Here is a 15,609-nt window from a genome sequence, read left to right on the forward strand (position 1 = left end):
TCATCCTATATGGCTAATTTGATTAAAGACTTATTTGAACTAGCGAAGCTAGATGACAAACATACGGAATTGAATAAAGAAAAAGTGAACATAACGAAGTGGTTTCAGCAGCTTGTGGTGGAATTTTATCCCGAAATTGAAGAAAGGGGGTTCGAGCTTGAAGTACATATTCCGGAAGAACCACTTCTTGTTAAAATGGACGAAGTCCATATGAGCCGTGTCATCACTAACTTGATTAGCAACACACTGCGATATAATCCGGCTGGAACTGCACTTTATGTGTCGTGTGAACACAAAGAGGGAAAAGCCATTTTGTGGATTGGAGATGACGGGGCTGGCGTTGACGTACCCACATTAAGTGAATCACCTCCTACACCACAGCCGGCTAGATCTTCCGATTGGTTTTGCGGATGCAGCCTCGCGGTTTGAGGCAGTCAGCTTGTCCACCCCCGTGACCGTAAAATAAGGGTGACCTATGAAAAATGAACCAGTATACCTTGTCGTACAACTCATGGAATCTGCTTCTTAGTTTCCTTAGCCGCATGAACTAGTTTCTCTTGGAGTTGTTTGATGTTTTCCTTCGGTGCTGTTAGCGTTTGACATTCACTGACTCGTACCTCCTTAAGAAACATGAACAAAGCAGGGCTCCTTCCCTCCCGCGTTGTCCTATGGTTCCTCGATGTAGAGTCGAAGGAGGTCGGCTTTCGCCTTCCTCCGTCCGCTCGATCAAACGGATCGTGCAGCTTTCCCGCAATCCGCTTTCCTTTATGTCACCCTCTGGGTGCAGTCCACAGGTTCAAATCTGGAATTAACGACAAGAGGTTGACCAGCTTGTACTTGGAGTAAAGGATGGATTCCGGCAGCTTCTTCCATCCGGTATTGCGCCAGCGTTTGAAGCGGTGACTCCAAATACGTCGAATAATCCAGCGTTGAAGTCGGTTGAACAGCTTTCTAACGTGGGCTTTACGGAAATAGTTGCCCCATCCTCGTATAACGGGATTGATGGAATCGATGAGTTCAAAGACCGTCAGCGGAATGCGCCTGTGCGTTCGGGTACGAATGGTGTCCATGAACGATTGGATAGACTTGTCTTTGGGATAGGCATAGATATTCATCTTCGATTGCTTCTTCACCTTTTCCCGTGGCAGCGACAAACCTTTCCCCTGTTTGAGCTTGTAGCCCAGAAACTCGAATCCCCACTTGATGTGGGTGATCTTTGTTTTATCTGGGTGAAGAGTCAGCCCGAGCGACTCCAGAATGATTCTTGCATCCCGGAGCGCCCGCGCAGCTTCCGCTTGCGTCTTGCAGAGCACCACCCAATCGTCCGCGAAGCGCGTCAGTCGGTACCCTCTGTCCGTCATTTCATGGTCGAAACGATTCAGGTAAATATTACTGAACAGCGGACTTACTACGCTACCTTGCGGTGTGCCGTTCGGTGTCGCGTATTCTTTCCGTCTTCCATATACCCAGCTTCGAGCATTTGTCTGACCAGTTTGAGGATTCGTCCGTCGCTAACTTGCTCCGCAATCATATCGATTAGCGGTTCATGGTGCACCGTTCCGAAGAAATCCCGCAGGTCTGCGTCCACAATCCATTCGCATCCGTCCATGATCTCGCGGTAAATCTTCCGCATGGCTTGGTGTGTTGACCTACCCGGACGGTATCCGAAACTGCATTCACTAAACAGGGGCTCGAAGATAGGTTCCAACCTGTTTTTAAGCGCTTGCTGACAGACTCTGTCCCTTATCGCCGGGATGCCGAGCGGACGCTTCTCGTTTGGCTTCCCTTTCTTGGGAATGTGAATTCGTCTGACCGGCTTCGGTCGGTATGTCCCTTGTTTCAATTCTTCGTGCAGCTTCTCTAAATCCACTTCGGCTACGGCTTGGAAGGCCGGGATGGTGACCTTGTCAGTTCCACCACTGCCTCCGTTTGCTCTCACCCTTTCCCATGCCATTTCCAGGTTTGTTCGGTGATACACCTTGTCGATTAATGAATGAAACTTTCGTCCTGTGCCTTCTGCTTTCATGCGCTTCGTATCCTCCGCCTGCAAGTTTTGGGTCTTTCACTTAGGGAATATTCCTCTCTTGCCGCTTACTCGCGAAACCCATGCCAGTTCCGGTCTCCATAAAGCGAGCCGCCTTCCCCTTCTAGTTCACCTTTTGGGTGAACAGAAGCCAGTCACACCAAGGTGACTAATCCGGACGTTTCTGTTGTTCGTCCGTTCGTAAGTAGTACGCAGTTCTCCGACTTCTCGCCATGCGTCCGGTATGCATTTCGGGGTTTCCTTATAGCATCCGTTACTGAAACTGCCGCGCATTCTCTGAAGCGGCGGGCGCGGCGCGACCGCTTCGACTTTGGTTTAACCACTCGTCCTGCAAAGTGCATTCGTTTCAGACACGACGAGATCTCCGTGGGTCACATCGTCATCTTCCGTACCATGCCGCCCGCACACACCTTGGTGCGATGGGTGGACTAGAACGCCTTCGTCTCCATAGTGCAGACTCGACCTTGCCCCATCTTTGGCCGACCGGTTCGCGAGTTCGGGTAGCCCCGGTTCACTACGGCCTGGTACTTCTCCTCAAGCCCTTCAGACTCTGCCTCGCGGCAGACGCCCTGCCCTCCGGTAAAAAATTTACCAGCCCCCGAGGCATTACCCCCGGGTTTGGATATGAGCCCCCCAGTCCGAGGCTCAGCGGGACTTTAACCCGCCTGATGATCGTGCTGCCACGTACGCACTATAGGCCCCTTGGACTCCAATACTGCTGGCTAGAACACCCTAATGAAAAAAATGTGTGAGGGAGGGTTCCCAGTTTTGGCGGCGTCCTGGGGATCCATCTCTAAACCGACAAGACCGAGCTTTTGATAGTTCTGCCAATAACCGCTTATCACGAATTCAGCGCTTTTTGTCGGGAGGGTTTCCGCCGTTATCTGCGCTATTACGTCGACGACATGCACAAGTACCACCCAGGATTCGAAATCGCCAGTAACTGGGCGATCTCACACTTCAAAACAGCGTAAATTCCGCTCCTCAACTACAGCAGGAAGCGGCTCAGCTTCTAGCCTTAGGTGGCGGGTTCCAAGCTTATTTTTAGCAGAAAATTAAGGACGGCTCTATCGCTCTCTCACAGATGGATATCATGTTTTATTGTGCAGAGCTTATGAAACTAAAGTCAAATTCTATCGCGATCCTACAATATCTATATACTGATCAAATAGTCGCAAGTAGACGGAAGCATTGATCCTACTATCAAATAAATCGTGTGAACTTTCGCCAAATAACAAGTTACCGTCCAGACTTTTTACATAGGGACGGATGTTCTTTGGAACGCACAAAGCCAGGTTATAAGACTTGACGCGTGCATTCTCATGCATGTATTATATGTACAAGAGGTGAGGTAAATATGAGTAGAGATGAAGAGCTTAAATGTTCAAATGAAATTAATAATGCTATTGATTTTGACTTTTATAAAACACTATTTGATCCTGTTAGAATTGAAATAATTAGATATTTGGCTGTTTATGGGGCGAAAAATATAACGGAAATTGCTGAAAATCTCCCACAGGATAGATCGGTTATTTCAAGGCATTTAGATTTAATGTATAGGTTTGAAATTGTTTCAAAAACAAAAATAGGCAGAAACATTTACTACGACGTAAATAGTCAAATGATATTTGATATGTTTAAATTAACGACTGAACAATTAGAAAAACTCTTAAATAGTTGCTAACTTTGATTTTTTTGCTCTATTAATGCAAATATGTGCACTAATGCACGATTGAGAGTTTTGTTAATAAGAAATTAAAGGGGAATAAAGTATGAAAACGATAGTATATGCTCACCCATGGAATGGAAGTTATAATCATGCAATTTTATCTAAAGTAGTAGAAACATTCAAGGAAAGAAAGCAACAATTTCAAATTATTGATTTGTACGAGGATCATTTTGATCCAATTTATCATGCGAGTGAATTGAAGTTATACTCGAAGGGTAAGTATGGTAATGAACTAGTAGGTAAGTATCAGTCAATGTTAAAGTCTAGTAGTGAGGTGATTTTTATATTTCCTGTCTGGTGGTATAATGTCCCAGCTATATTAAAGGGATTCCTAGATAAAGTACTTCTTAAAGATTTTGCTTATATTGAAAATAAGAATGGAACAATGAAAGGGCTGCTAACGAATATCCAGTCAGTAAAAGTCATCACAACTGGCCAAGCTCCTAAATGGTATATTCAATTCATTGCAGGAAATGGCATTAAAAAAACTTTTATTAAAGCTACATTGAAAGCAGTAGGAATGAAAAACATTCAATGGATACATTGTGGATATGTATCTACAGGTAAGAATGAAAACCGGTTGATTTTTTTGAATTCATTACCTACCAAACTATGATTATGGTTGCTGGCATTGGCGTTTTGGGAAGTCAAATTGCTTTCCAAATTGCTTTCAAAGGATTTCATGTTTCGGCATATGACATAAATGGTATAACTGAGAAGGAGGTTAATACTGCTTTTTAAGCCTATTTCATTCGATAGCGATTGTCTTTTAATTTAAAAGGCTGTCGATTTCTCGACAGCCAGAGCAGAAGAGTTACTTCTGCTTTTCAATATATTTTAAATGTAAAATAGGTTAAGGGACTGTCCGCTAAAAGCCTCCTATCCATAATTGGAACTGTTGGCATAGTGGGGTAGGGAAAGAACAAATCCCTAACTCATTATTGGTTTTCATGATCAGATAAAGGGTTCATACCAAAACTTTTAGTGCCAAAATAACTCTTTATTAAGAAGCTTATGAAGATAATTATCCATCCGCTTTTCAGGAACTTGACGGCCGCCTTGAAGCCACCATGTACTGAGCGAGGCAATGACTTCCGAGTAAACCTCTGCGATGATCTCTAGCGGAACCGAAAACTTCTCCCCATTTTGATTCAGTTCAAGCATGTCTCGCTTAAGTGCTTCTTTCTGGTGGCTTTTTATATAGCTGGTGAATACTTCATCGTTTATTTGCGTTTGCATGATTTTAGCGCGTAACGCAATGTTGGGGATTTTGGTCGTGATTTGAAACGGTGTTTGAATCCTTTCTTTTACAGTAAATTGCATGGATTCATCTTTTGTTTGTGATAAGCCTGAAATCAACAGGTCAAATTTGTCTTCAAAATGCTTATAAAAGGTAGTCCGGTGAACCATTGCCTTTTCACAAATCTGGTTTACAGTAATAGAGCTAAAAGGCTGTTCCGACATCAATTCTTCAAACGCATTCCACAAAAGCTTGTGCGTTCGCCTTACCCTTAAATCATTCCTTGATCCAGCAATTTTCATCTACACCTCACCTCGACTTGTAGTGTATCTTTACTCTTTTCCTAAAATGATTCTTACTATAAATAATCTACATGTATATATTATATAACGTAAACATAAATTTTCAACAAATGTAGACAAATTAGGAGAGAGGGAATGTCCATGAATGTGGCTGGAACGGCTGCAAAGAACAAGAAAATTGAAATATCCAACGTTAAACGAGCGCCAATTATCATTTCGTTACTTATCGGCGCATTTGTTGGGATCCTAAACGAAACGTTGCTTGGCAACGCATTGCCGGAGTTAATGCGAGCATTTAGTGTCACTCCATCAACCATTCAATGGTTAAGTACCGCGTACATGCTTGTCGTTGGCGTTCTTGTGCCGATTACGGCTGTTATACAACAATGGTTTACGACTAAACAGCTATTTTTAACAGCTATGATTACGTTTTTAGCAGGTACGCTTCTTGCGGCAGTTGCTCCATCATTTGGCTTCTTGCTTGCGGGCCGTATTGTTCAAGCATTAGGTACAGGATTACTGCTCCCGATAACGATGAATACGATCCTCCTCATATTCCCGCCAGAAAAACGCGGCGGGGCAATGGGGTTAATAGGGTTGGTTATGATGTTCGCGCCAGCCCTTGGACCTACGCTCTCAGGCGTTATTATTGATTCGCTGAACTGGCGATGGTTATTCTATGCGGTCATTCCTTTTGCGGCCATCTCGATCATCGTCGGAGCTAAGTACTTGACGAATGTGATGGAAATCAGGAAACCAAAGATTGACATTTTTTCAATCATTCTATCTACACTAGGTTTTGGAGGTATCGTCTACGGTTTCAGCAAATCCGGCGATCTTGGCTGGTCCGATCCGGAAGTGTATTGGACGTTGATTGTTGGTGCAGTTTCATTAGTCTGGTTTATCATCAGACAATTGAAAATAAAAAATCCAATCCTTGATTTGCGAACCTTTAAATACCCCGTATTTTCATTAATGGTCGTTCTGGTAGTCATCATCATGATGACAATGTTCTCCACAATGGTCTTATTGCCGATGTTCTTGCAAGGTGTATTATTAGTTACCGCTTTTAAATCCGGATTAATTATGCTGCCGGGGAGTATATTGAATGGATTGATGGCTCCGGTATCGGGTAAACTATTCGACAAATTTGGTCCGCGCGTTGTCGTTATTCCGGGTGTTCTTTTAATTGCAGTGGCGATGTGGTTGTTTTCGGGCATTGATGCTTCCGTTACAACGGGACAAATTATTGCCATCCATTGCTTATTGATGGTTGCGATTGCGCTTGTTATGATGCCTACCCAAACACATGGGCTTAACCAATTGTCCAAAGATTTGTACCCGCACGGCACGGCAATATTCACTACGCTTCAGCAAGTGGCAGGTTCGCTCGGTACGGCATTATTCATTAGCAGAATGTCTGCCGGGCAATCCGATTACTTGGCAAACTCAACTAACCCGAATGATCAGGCGGAGATCGGCGCAGCTGCTTTAGCAGGCTTTGAAGCTGCATTCACATTTGGACTTATTTTCGCCGTAATCGCTATAGTTGTTTCTCTTTTCATTAAACGTTCCAAACAAAGAAAGATGGCTGGATTGCAGATGCAAATCAATAAATAAAATTTACGATCGGAACTAACGCACTTCCTTGAGACCCCAACCAAGCACAGCCTGATTTAGCAACTTAAAAAGAAGACGACCGTTACACCCAAAAATGAACTGCACCCCGTCAAGTAGACAGTACAAAAAATAAAAGTCAGTATAAGCTTTTAAACTGCTATGACCATCCAGTCGGCAAGTTGCGTTAGTGAGCGAGCAATTACGGCATCACAGAACCGATCGTCGTAATTACAATTCCTGCCAAAATAATGAACTCATTAACGGCATTCTGAAGAAAGCGCATGAGTTGCATTATCAAGTTCTCTTGCTGCCTTCGTATTATGAAAACGATATAGAAAGTAACCATCTTACGTTATTAAAAAAGAAAATGATCGATGGAATTCTGCTCACTTCGCATACACTTCATCCTGAGCAGATCTTAGCTCTGTCCGAGTGGGGAAAAATCGTATGCTGCGAGGCTTGCCCCATCGAGTTTGTCCCGTCTGTGTTCCCAGATCGATTTGTAGCTTATATCGAAGTCTTCACTTATTTGAAGAATAAAGATTATAAACGTATACATTTCACATCGGGAAGAGATTTTCAATCGAGTCCTAGCACGCGATTACGTATTCAGGCGTATCAAGAAACCATCACCGAAGCATATGAAGGTCAGTCGCACGGCTACAATTATCCGGAAGATTTCGAGATTATTGGTGAGGAGAATACGCCATTAAGTGAAATATTAGGTTTCCCAAGTGTGGATTATCATCAAACTGCAATTGGCGAGCAAGCCGTTTCGCTATTATTAAGCGATAAATATGCCCGAATTCAGATTCGACATCAACTTAACTTCAGAGCTCAAACAGAAGCGGTGCGTTGTCCTGAATGAGCGCAATGAATAAAAAACAACAAGCTGACACCGTTAAAGAACAGGCGCCGGCTTGTTGAGCCTTTACATGGAGTCTGGAGTATTCTCTCTGTAAACTATTTATTTCTGAATAGGTCTTTTCCCGCTTCTGTTTACTTCACTTATTAATGTTGAGCCCAACAATAAGGCAGCACCTATTATTTGGAGTAAAGTCATCTTTTCTCCTATAACAAGAGCTGAAATAAATAATGAAGTTAATGGGTCGATATAACTTAATACAGCAATGCTCTGGCCTCTAAGTCCTCCCATTCCGGTAAAGAAAAGATAGAAGCCTATACCGCCATGAAGTATCCCCAAGAGCAACATTAATAATACAGAATCTCCAGTTAACTTAAATAACTTGAAGCCATCTTTCATAAGAACATATGGTAATAGCATTACAAACGATAATACAAGCTGTATAAACGTGTTTTCCAGCCCATTCATATTTCTAATAAATTTATTAACGAGGGTTAGTATTGCATAAAAACCCGCAGCTATCAGTCCATAGAAGATACCGAGCAAGTTATGTTCAGTTGCTTCTATCCCGCTGCTTTTCATAATGAAATACAAACCGGCAATCGCTATACCAACACATACCGCTTTTTTTATTGAAAATTTTTCTTTCAATACAACAGGGGACAACAGAATGACCAAAACGGGTGCAAAATAATAGCTTAAGGCTGCATTTGCAATTGTTGTTTCTTTGTACGCCTGAAAAAGAAAGATCCAATTGCCGCTCAAAGCAATGCTTGCGATGAACAGTGCAACGGCATTCTTTTTCAAGTTTTGCCACGAGAATTTATGCTTGGTATAGATACAGATGATGAGCAAAAATAAGCTGCCGATCAGACTCATGAATAAAGCTATTTCACTTGAAGTCAAATCAATATACTTGGCAAACACTCCAACTGCACCGAAGATGATCATCGACAAGACAAAATATAATTTTTCTTTCATTTGTTATTCCCGCTTTCTACTAACATGATGGGGCGGCAATAAACATCAGATGCCGCGTACATACAGTAGAACCTGCGGAAAAGGGCCAGAAAAACTCAGTAAGTACCTTTAACAGCAAATTCTACTGTAGAGGTACTGCTGGCGGGGCAATAAAGTTAACCATCGTTATCCCTCCTGCACAAAGTAAAAGAAGAATAGGCTGATCTACTTGGAATTAAAGGTTTCGTTTTTTCGTTGATTGATTTGCAATTCCCATCAGTGATGATGGTGATGGTGGTGCCCAGATGATTCAGCTTTCATTTTACACAAAATCGTATTGTCATGCTGATGCTCAGGCGTTTCTAATTGAATCGACATATGGTGAATATTTAGGTGTTCTAGGTCATGTTCGATTTGACGGAGCAATCTTTCACTTTCAGCGATGGACATTTGATCATTTACTACTGCATGGCAGGAAAGTACATTTAACCCGCTTGTAATCGACCAAACATGCAAATCGTGAACGCTTTGAATACCTTTTGTATTTTTGATTTTTTTAATCACAGCGTCCACATCTACATTTTGTGGTGCCCCTTCCATTAGAACATGAAGCCCGGATTTCATAACATAGTAACCGCTTCGTAGTACGAGGGCGGCAACAATGACACTTGCGAGTGGATCTGCCCAACCCCAGCCGAAGAACATCATGAGCAGTGCAGCAATAATGGCGCCAATGGAACCAAGCATATCGCTAATCACATGCAAGTACGCTCCGCGCATGTTCAAGTTCTCTTCTACATCCCCGCTGCGCATCATAATCCACGCTACCAAAATATTAACTAGTAAGCCAATTGAAGCGATGATTAACATTCCAGTTGAGGCAACTTCAGGTGGATTTTGAAAACGCTCAAATGCTTCATAAAAAATGTAAAGCGCAATTAATATAAGTGTCGCCCCGTTAAGAACTGCTGCTAATATTTCAAAACGTTTATATCCATATGTTTTACTATAGTTAGCGGCTTTTTCCCCAAGTGTAAACGCCACTAATGCAATTCCAAGTGATATGGAGTCACTTAACATATGTCCTGCATCAGATAATAACGCAAGGCTGTTAGTAATGAATCCTCCAAATGCTTCAATAATCATGTAAGCTGTAATAATAATAAAACTTATCATCAACGTCTTTTTATTTGCACCATGTGTATGGTCATGCCCATGATCGTGTCCCATTTTAAGTTCCCCCTAAATTAATGATGCGCAGCGTGCTCAATTGCCTGCTTCAGTAAATTCATGACGTGCTCGTCATCTTCTGAATAAAACAAGGTCTTCCCTTCTCTTCTGAATTTAACCAATCTTAAATTTTTCAGGAATCGCAGTTGGTGGGAGACACTGGATTGACTTAAATTTAACGTCTCTGCAATATCATTAACGGAACGCTCCTCTGTACATAATAAACTCAAAATCCGGATTCTAGTTGGATCGCTCAGCGCTTTGAACGTTTGAGAAACGACAAACAACGTCTCTTCATCTAAAGGTTGTGCTGCTTCATTAAACGTCTCTTCATGTTTCTGCTCTTCACTCATCTATTTCACTCCTTAATAACAAACCTTAATATTACATATGATCACATGTTAATATGTAATATATTATACTCTCCTTTACATGTCAATCAGAGTACAATATTTTTTTCAGTAGTCAGACAATTTCTAACTAGCTTTCTTGGATGTTTAATGATTGCACGTAACATGTATTTTTTGAGTAAAGGTTATTACTGGAAGATATAACCCTTAAAATAAAAAATGCTTTCATAATTATTGATTAAAACTACTTGACGTGAGGGAACAGATTGATATAATAATCAACAACACATGAACACATGTTTAATTATACATGTGTTATCTTTAAAAAAGGAAGTATTTCTTTAGAGGAGCTACGAAAAAATGCGTGAAGGAATGGCTATATACGATTTTGTACCAAAATATATAAATCAAAGCATTGAATTCGGCAGCGTTGTGCTGCTACTAAATCTTTTGTCGAAATGATCAGAATTACCAGAATGGTATCCTTTAGTGAAAGTAGATACTCTATTTTATAAATTAGATACGAAAGAGGTTTAAGTTTAAATCATTATTATATTTAATATAGGAAGTGAGATAAGAAATGCTAGATGTTACTGTGATTGGTGCTAGCCAATCTGGTTTAAGTATGGGGTATTGCTTACAACAAGGTGGCTTTTTACTTAAAACATGAAAAGGAATCCATTTCAGTTAATGTTATTGCGACTAAACAAACCATCTCAATTAAATGGGAGTAAGATTATAGTTGGAGGGAATTTAGTATGAGTTTACGGAAAAGAAATATCATTGGCTTTACTATTTTAAATGTTCACATGATTGCTATTTTAATCATAGACCTAGCAAATGTAACATCCTTAAAATGGCTATCTACTTTTTTAACGATAGTAGGAATTACTGTATCAATGTCCTATATCTTCTATGTAAAATATAAAGTTATTAAGCCGATTAACCAATTAGCGGCATCTGCTAAAGCAATAACTAAGGGGAATTTTCATACTGCACCTATTGAATTGAATTCAAACGATGAAATTTCAGAGTTAGCTCAAGCGTTTATAGAGATGAAGGAGCAATTACATACGATAACACAAAAAATTGCGAGTAGTTCTACAGACTTATCTGCGAGCATAGAGGAGTTATCAGCAAGTACAAATGAAATTACGGTTGTAGTTGACGAGGTTGACTCACAAATGGAGAAAACAACGGAAGGTCTTAAACGAGCAGCACAGTCTGCAAATGAAAGTGCTATTTCTATGCAGGAAACTGCTGATGGCATTGAACGTATTACCGTGGCAACGCAAGATGTTTTCGATCATGCAAAAGAAGCAAATGAAATTGCAGGTAACGGTGCTGAAATTTTACATGAAGCTAAAAATCAAATGCAATTTATTTCAACTTCTACTAAAAAAACGAGCGAATTAATGCAACAATTATCTAGCAAAATGATAGATATCAAATCTATGACAGAAATCATTACGGCTATTACAGATCAAACGAATTTGCTAGCATTAAATGCAGAAATTGAAGCAGCACGTGCTGGCGAGCATGGTAAAGGCTTTGCAGTAGTAGCGGAGGAAGTACGAAAATTGGCAGAGCAATCTAAGCATTCGGCTACTCAAATTGTTGAGCTAGTAGTTGGCGTTGAAAGAGGTACAAAACAAGTAGTTAGTTCTGTCGCAGGGGATTTGAAAAACGTTCAACAGGGTGTCTACGTCATTGATGAGGCTACAAAGTCATTTGGCACAATCTCTCAGCATGTTAGCAAGATGACTAACCAGCTAGAGGAGATTTCCGTAACGGCTGAGGAACTTTCAGGCAGCGCCAATGAGGTGACAAAATTAGTATCGACCATAGCCAACGGAATGGATAGCTTATCGAATTATACAGAGGTCGTTTTACAATCAGTAGATGAGCAAAGTGCCTCTATGCAAGCAATCAACATGGTAGTGTCAAAAGACTTATGTGCACAAGCTGATAATTTAAAAAAGCTTACACAGAGATTTAATGGACAACAATCGTAACAAATTGAAAGATACATAAACTGTATTTATCGAAAGGGGTTATTTTGCGTTTGCAGTTCACCAGATTATATATGCCGACGCCAATATTGAAATGTGGTACGATTGGAACTACCGGCTCAATGACACCAAATACCCAAAGGAACCTAGATAACCTCTGATTTGTTACAATCAATGCTTGGCGAACTCGACTATTTGTATTCTGCCATCCAGGCGGCTAACAACTAACAATTTAGTGGTTGATACTGGCGCTGCTCATTCCCTTTTATCCTCTGATATCGTATCCGAAATAGGCATTAAATTTGAAAATGGCGATAAACTCGTTCGGAGCTTTAGGATCGGTGGAGACGAATACACTTTTGAGAAACATCTTGATCAGATCCAAATAGGCGATTTTATCATGGAAGGCATCCCTATTGATTTTGGTATTTTTCTTGATGATATTAATTATATAAATGGCCTCATTAGTTTAGACATCCTTAAGAATGGCAACATGGCCATCGACCTTCATCGGATGGAAATGTGCAAGCCTAAATCACAATTAAAATAGGGACGTGAACAGCTCACGTCCCCACTTCGTCTCCAACTTCCCTATCGAATCACCCAAAACCCTTATAAATCAACGCACAACACTTCACGTCAGACTGTCTAACAATTGATTGCTGAGCACGCTTTAAAATGTGGGTTTATGCAATTTTGCTCAAATAAACGTCGTGCATATTAGATTTCGAACAAGCTCGGTCTCTGAAGAGACGTATGAGCTCCTTCACGCCCTTTATTTTGATCATTCTCTTGAAATTATAGGCAAGACAAATCAGATTGGTCTCTGTGCCTACTGATTCCAACCCTCGTGTTAAAAAGTATGTATAGCCCAAATGACGTTTTATCGTTCCGAAAGGGTGCTCAACAATTGCCGCTCTTTGCTTATAAATATTACTTTCACTACGCGTATTTTCGGCAATCTGTTCGATCACTTCTTCGTCTTTAAGCCTGGTTATCGACCTTCCGCCTTTGGCAGACGTGCAGCACTTTTTTTGTCCACAGATATCGAAGGCTTCGCAAGTGTAACGCTTATAATCTTTCCCATCTTGTTTTCCATTCCATTTGAAAGGCAATTCATAACCCAACGGACAAATATATCTATCGTTTAAGGCATCATATTCAAAGTTTTCTTTATCAAATCCGCTTGCTATTTTGTTTTGCTTTCCCTTTTGCGGCTTAATTAAGAGCTCGGTACTTTCGTCGACAACGTCGATGATTTCAAGGTAGTTATAATAGCCCGTATCGGCCAGAATTGTGATTTTTTGATCACGGAAAACCTGCTTTGTTTTCTTTGCCATATTGGACAACTGACCTTGATCGTTGACATCATTGACCGTATCGCAGTCCACGATCAATTTATACTTGCTGTCCACCGCAGTTTGAACATTGAAACAAACTTCATGCTTGCCGTTGTTTTTCATTGATTTGGCATCCGGATCGGTAACACAAAGCTGGTTTTCACCTGTTTCATTGAGTTCTTGTTTCATTACCTGCAACTCATGCATTCTCTTTTGATAGACCTCTAACTTTTCCGTGATTTCCTGCTTTTTTTGGCGATTGTCCTCCCTTAAAAAATCATGCAAATAGGCATCGATTTTTTCATCGATATGCTCTAGCTTCTTACTGATAATGTTGGCATTAAAATGTTTCTTTTTAGAGCAGTTCGCCTTTAATTTTGTGCCGTCAATCGCGACAAGCTGACCATCGATTAACCCGAAACCTTTTAACATGAGTGTGAATTCTTTAAACAGCTTTTTTATGGCTGTTTGGTTACTCTTCATGAAAGCAGATAAAGTGCCGTGGTCCGGCTGGAGTTTACCAATTAGCCACATCAGTTCAATATTTCTTTTCGTTTCGGTTTCCATCTTGCGAGAGGAACGGATGCCGTTCATATAACAGTAAAGATAGAGCTTGAGAAGATCTTCCCGGCGGTAAGGTTTTTGCCCCGCTTTCGAGCCCGAATGCACCTGAAACCCCAATTCTTCTAGGGTCAAGCTGTCGACGTAAGCATCGATGACTCGGACAGGATTTTCTTCTTCTACAAAGTCGTCCAATGTATTTGGCAATAAATGAATTTGATCTCTATCTTCACCTTCGATAAAAGGCATGTGCGCTCATCTCCTTAGATACAGAGATTCGACAAAGGTCATCCATTTACATGCCCAAAAACGGAGAATTTTTAATAATTGTTAGACAGTCTGACGTGTTGTATGCGGGCTTGTTAATGAGAAAGGACTTTACCTTTTAATTTGACAAAGTCCTCTTTTTCTTAACAAAATATTTCATGAATGTTCCCATCGGGGTCCGCAACTAATTTGCAATAAGGTGTACGCCTGTCCATCGTTCGCTTACTGCTTTACAAACAGCTATCGCAAAATCCTCATAACTGATACTTCTATTCAAAAACTCACTTTCATCATTCGAAGGTGTCCACCGATTATAATAACCAGTACGAGGTTCTGTAGGATTGTATGCTGGTGGTGGAATTAAGTAAGCCCATGAAGCTGGAGGTAATTTTTCTAGATAATCACGTAGCTCAGCGTGTGCTATGCCTCTAGGCAATGTGCGTTTAGGAAAAGTAGGATCTTGCCAAAATCGCTGGCCATGAAGCGTATGTAAAGATCCGGCACCACCTACCGTGATTATTAAACGCCCCTCCATATCTCCCACGCCTTCTCGAATTCGCTTGTCAAGTGTGATCAATGCCGACCGAGAAATATTCTCCCGGAGTCTAATCGCATTCACAATAATATCAGCCTGAGACGTAGCCTTACGAAGGCTCAAGATATTGTCTATATCTACAATCATAGTGTGGATAGGTCGTTTAATCTTTGGAAGCCTCGAAGAATCGCTTACATCTCGTATGGCTGCTGTCACCTGAACTTGCTCGTTCTCTGATAATTGTATGAGAATCGAATTTCCTGTGCGTCCAGTCGCTCCTAAAAGTAATAAACGAATCATCGACATTCATCTCCTCAAAATTGTTATACCGTCTACCGTTTTGTTATAAAAAATGAAATAGCCAACCCCATTCCAAGGATTATCGTTAATGACACAAAAGCAATCAAATAACTTCCTGTATTTAATAACGATACGGCTATGATCGGGCCAAGACTTGTTCCAATAAACAGGATAAAGGTATATAAAGAGACTGCTGCGCCATGATTTTTTCCGCCAAGTTGACCTACTAAGGAAATCAGGGTAGGTACGGTCAC

14 protein-coding genes and 3 pseudogenes are annotated in these 15,609 nt (G+C 41.0%); 8 read left to right on the forward strand and 9 right to left on the reverse strand.

All coding sequences use genetic code 11. The features are described from left to right. The first annotated feature begins 9 nt into the window (after nucleotides 1-9). Nucleotides 10-429, forward strand: coding sequence for a sensor histidine kinase (locus tag ACE3MQ_RS26745; protein ID WP_379398571.1), 420 nt, complete (start codon nucleotides 10-12; stop codon nucleotides 427-429). A gap of 341 nt (nucleotides 430-770) precedes the next feature. Here ACE3MQ_RS26745 and ACE3MQ_RS26750 read toward each other — a convergent pair whose 3' ends face one another. Both ACE3MQ_RS26750 and ltrA read right to left on the reverse strand, forming a co-directional pair. Then, complete coding sequence (locus ACE3MQ_RS26750; protein WP_379398600.1) at nucleotides 771-1,154, reverse strand: group II intron maturase-specific domain-containing protein; 384 nt, start codon at nucleotides 1,152-1,154, stop codon at nucleotides 771-773. A 75-nt stretch (nucleotides 1,155-1,229) separates the two neighbouring features. Next, nucleotides 1,230-2,026: pseudogene (gene ltrA, locus ACE3MQ_RS26755) on the reverse strand (group II intron reverse transcriptase/maturase); the annotation flags it as partial. Nucleotides 2,027-3,401: 1,375 nt separating this feature from the next. Between ltrA and ACE3MQ_RS26760 the strand changes: the two are divergent. The 3 genes and pseudogenes from ACE3MQ_RS26760 to ACE3MQ_RS26770 all read left to right on the forward strand — a co-directional run. Next, a complete protein-coding gene (locus ACE3MQ_RS26760; protein ID WP_379398573.1) occupies nucleotides 3,402-3,728 on the forward strand; it encodes an ArsR/SmtB family transcription factor in 327 nt (108 codons plus the stop codon). A gap of 88 nt (nucleotides 3,729-3,816) precedes the next feature. Next, on the forward strand, nucleotides 3,817-4,389 hold the full coding sequence (locus ACE3MQ_RS26765) for an NAD(P)H-dependent oxidoreductase (protein WP_379398575.1): 573 nt from the start codon (nucleotides 3,817-3,819) through the stop codon (nucleotides 4,387-4,389). Beyond that, nucleotides 4,386-4,478: pseudogene (locus ACE3MQ_RS26770) on the forward strand (3-hydroxyacyl-CoA dehydrogenase NAD-binding domain-containing protein); the annotation flags it as partial. The gene ACE3MQ_RS26765 and the pseudogene ACE3MQ_RS26770, both read left to right, overlap by 4 nt. Nucleotides 4,479-4,754: 276 nt before the next feature. Here ACE3MQ_RS26770 and ACE3MQ_RS26775 read toward each other — a convergent pair. After that, complete coding sequence (locus tag ACE3MQ_RS26775; protein ID WP_379398577.1) at nucleotides 4,755-5,315, reverse strand: TetR/AcrR family transcriptional regulator; 561 nt, start codon at nucleotides 5,313-5,315, stop codon at nucleotides 4,755-4,757. Between the two features lie 141 nt (nucleotides 5,316-5,456). Here ACE3MQ_RS26775 and ACE3MQ_RS26780 point away from each other — a divergent pair, with 141 nt between their 5' ends. Further along, the gene (locus ACE3MQ_RS26780) at nucleotides 5,457-6,935 is read left to right on the forward strand and encodes a DHA2 family efflux MFS transporter permease subunit (protein WP_379398602.1); all 1,479 of its coding nucleotides are present in this window, start codon (nucleotides 5,457-5,459) and stop codon (nucleotides 6,933-6,935) included. Between the two features lie 187 nt (nucleotides 6,936-7,122). Continuing rightward, nucleotides 7,123-7,803 (forward strand): type 1 periplasmic-binding domain-containing protein, encoded by a 681-nt coding sequence (locus tag ACE3MQ_RS26785; protein ID WP_379398579.1) that lies wholly within the window; start codon nucleotides 7,123-7,125, stop codon nucleotides 7,801-7,803. A 99-nt stretch (nucleotides 7,804-7,902) separates the two neighbouring features. On the opposite strand, the gene ACE3MQ_RS26790 is transcribed toward ACE3MQ_RS26785, so the two are convergent. The 3 genes from ACE3MQ_RS26790 to ACE3MQ_RS26800 form a co-directional block, all read right to left on the reverse strand. Beyond that, nucleotides 7,903-8,781 (reverse strand): DMT family transporter, encoded by an 879-nt coding sequence (locus ACE3MQ_RS26790; RefSeq protein WP_379398581.1) that lies wholly within the window; start codon nucleotides 8,779-8,781, stop codon nucleotides 7,903-7,905. A gap of 255 nt (nucleotides 8,782-9,036) precedes the next feature. After that, complete coding sequence (locus ACE3MQ_RS26795; RefSeq protein WP_379398583.1) at nucleotides 9,037-9,990, reverse strand: cation diffusion facilitator family transporter; 954 nt, start codon at nucleotides 9,988-9,990, stop codon at nucleotides 9,037-9,039. A gap of 17 nt (nucleotides 9,991-10,007) precedes the next feature. Continuing rightward, nucleotides 10,008-10,343 (reverse strand): ArsR/SmtB family transcription factor, encoded by a 336-nt coding sequence (locus ACE3MQ_RS26800; protein WP_379398585.1) that lies wholly within the window; start codon nucleotides 10,341-10,343, stop codon nucleotides 10,008-10,010. 755 nt (nucleotides 10,344-11,098) lie between these two features. Here ACE3MQ_RS26800 and ACE3MQ_RS26805 point away from each other — a divergent pair. Together ACE3MQ_RS26805 and ACE3MQ_RS26810 are read left to right on the forward strand one after the other, a co-directional pair. Further along, the gene (locus ACE3MQ_RS26805) at nucleotides 11,099-12,355 is read left to right on the forward strand and encodes a methyl-accepting chemotaxis protein (protein WP_379398587.1); all 1,257 of its coding nucleotides are present in this window, start codon (nucleotides 11,099-11,101) and stop codon (nucleotides 12,353-12,355) included. 232 nt (nucleotides 12,356-12,587) lie between these two features. Continuing rightward, nucleotides 12,588-12,902: an aspartyl protease family protein gene (locus tag ACE3MQ_RS26810; protein ID WP_379398589.1), complete on the forward strand. Its 315-nt coding sequence runs from the start codon at nucleotides 12,588-12,590 to the stop codon at nucleotides 12,900-12,902. 136 nt (nucleotides 12,903-13,038) lie between these two features. Here ACE3MQ_RS26810 and ACE3MQ_RS26815 read toward each other — a convergent pair whose 3' ends face one another. The 3 genes and pseudogenes from ACE3MQ_RS26815 to ACE3MQ_RS26825 all read right to left on the reverse strand — a co-directional run. Further along, a complete protein-coding gene (locus ACE3MQ_RS26815; RefSeq protein WP_379398591.1) occupies nucleotides 13,039-14,502 on the reverse strand; it encodes an IS1182 family transposase in 1,464 nt (487 codons plus the stop codon). Nucleotides 14,503-14,704: 202 nt separating this feature from the next. Continuing rightward, the gene (locus ACE3MQ_RS26820; RefSeq protein WP_379398593.1) at nucleotides 14,705-15,355 is read right to left on the reverse strand and encodes an NAD(P)-dependent oxidoreductase; all 651 of its coding nucleotides are present in this window, start codon (nucleotides 15,353-15,355) and stop codon (nucleotides 14,705-14,707) included. Nucleotides 15,356-15,387: 32 nt separating this feature from the next. Next, nucleotides 15,388-15,609, reverse strand: a pseudogene (locus ACE3MQ_RS26825) (MFS transporter); the annotation flags it as partial.

The sequence above is a fragment of the Paenibacillus lentus genome, from assembly GCF_042714055.1.
GTDB classification, from domain to species: Bacteria; Bacillota; Bacilli; order Paenibacillales; family Paenibacillaceae; genus Fontibacillus; species Fontibacillus lentus_A.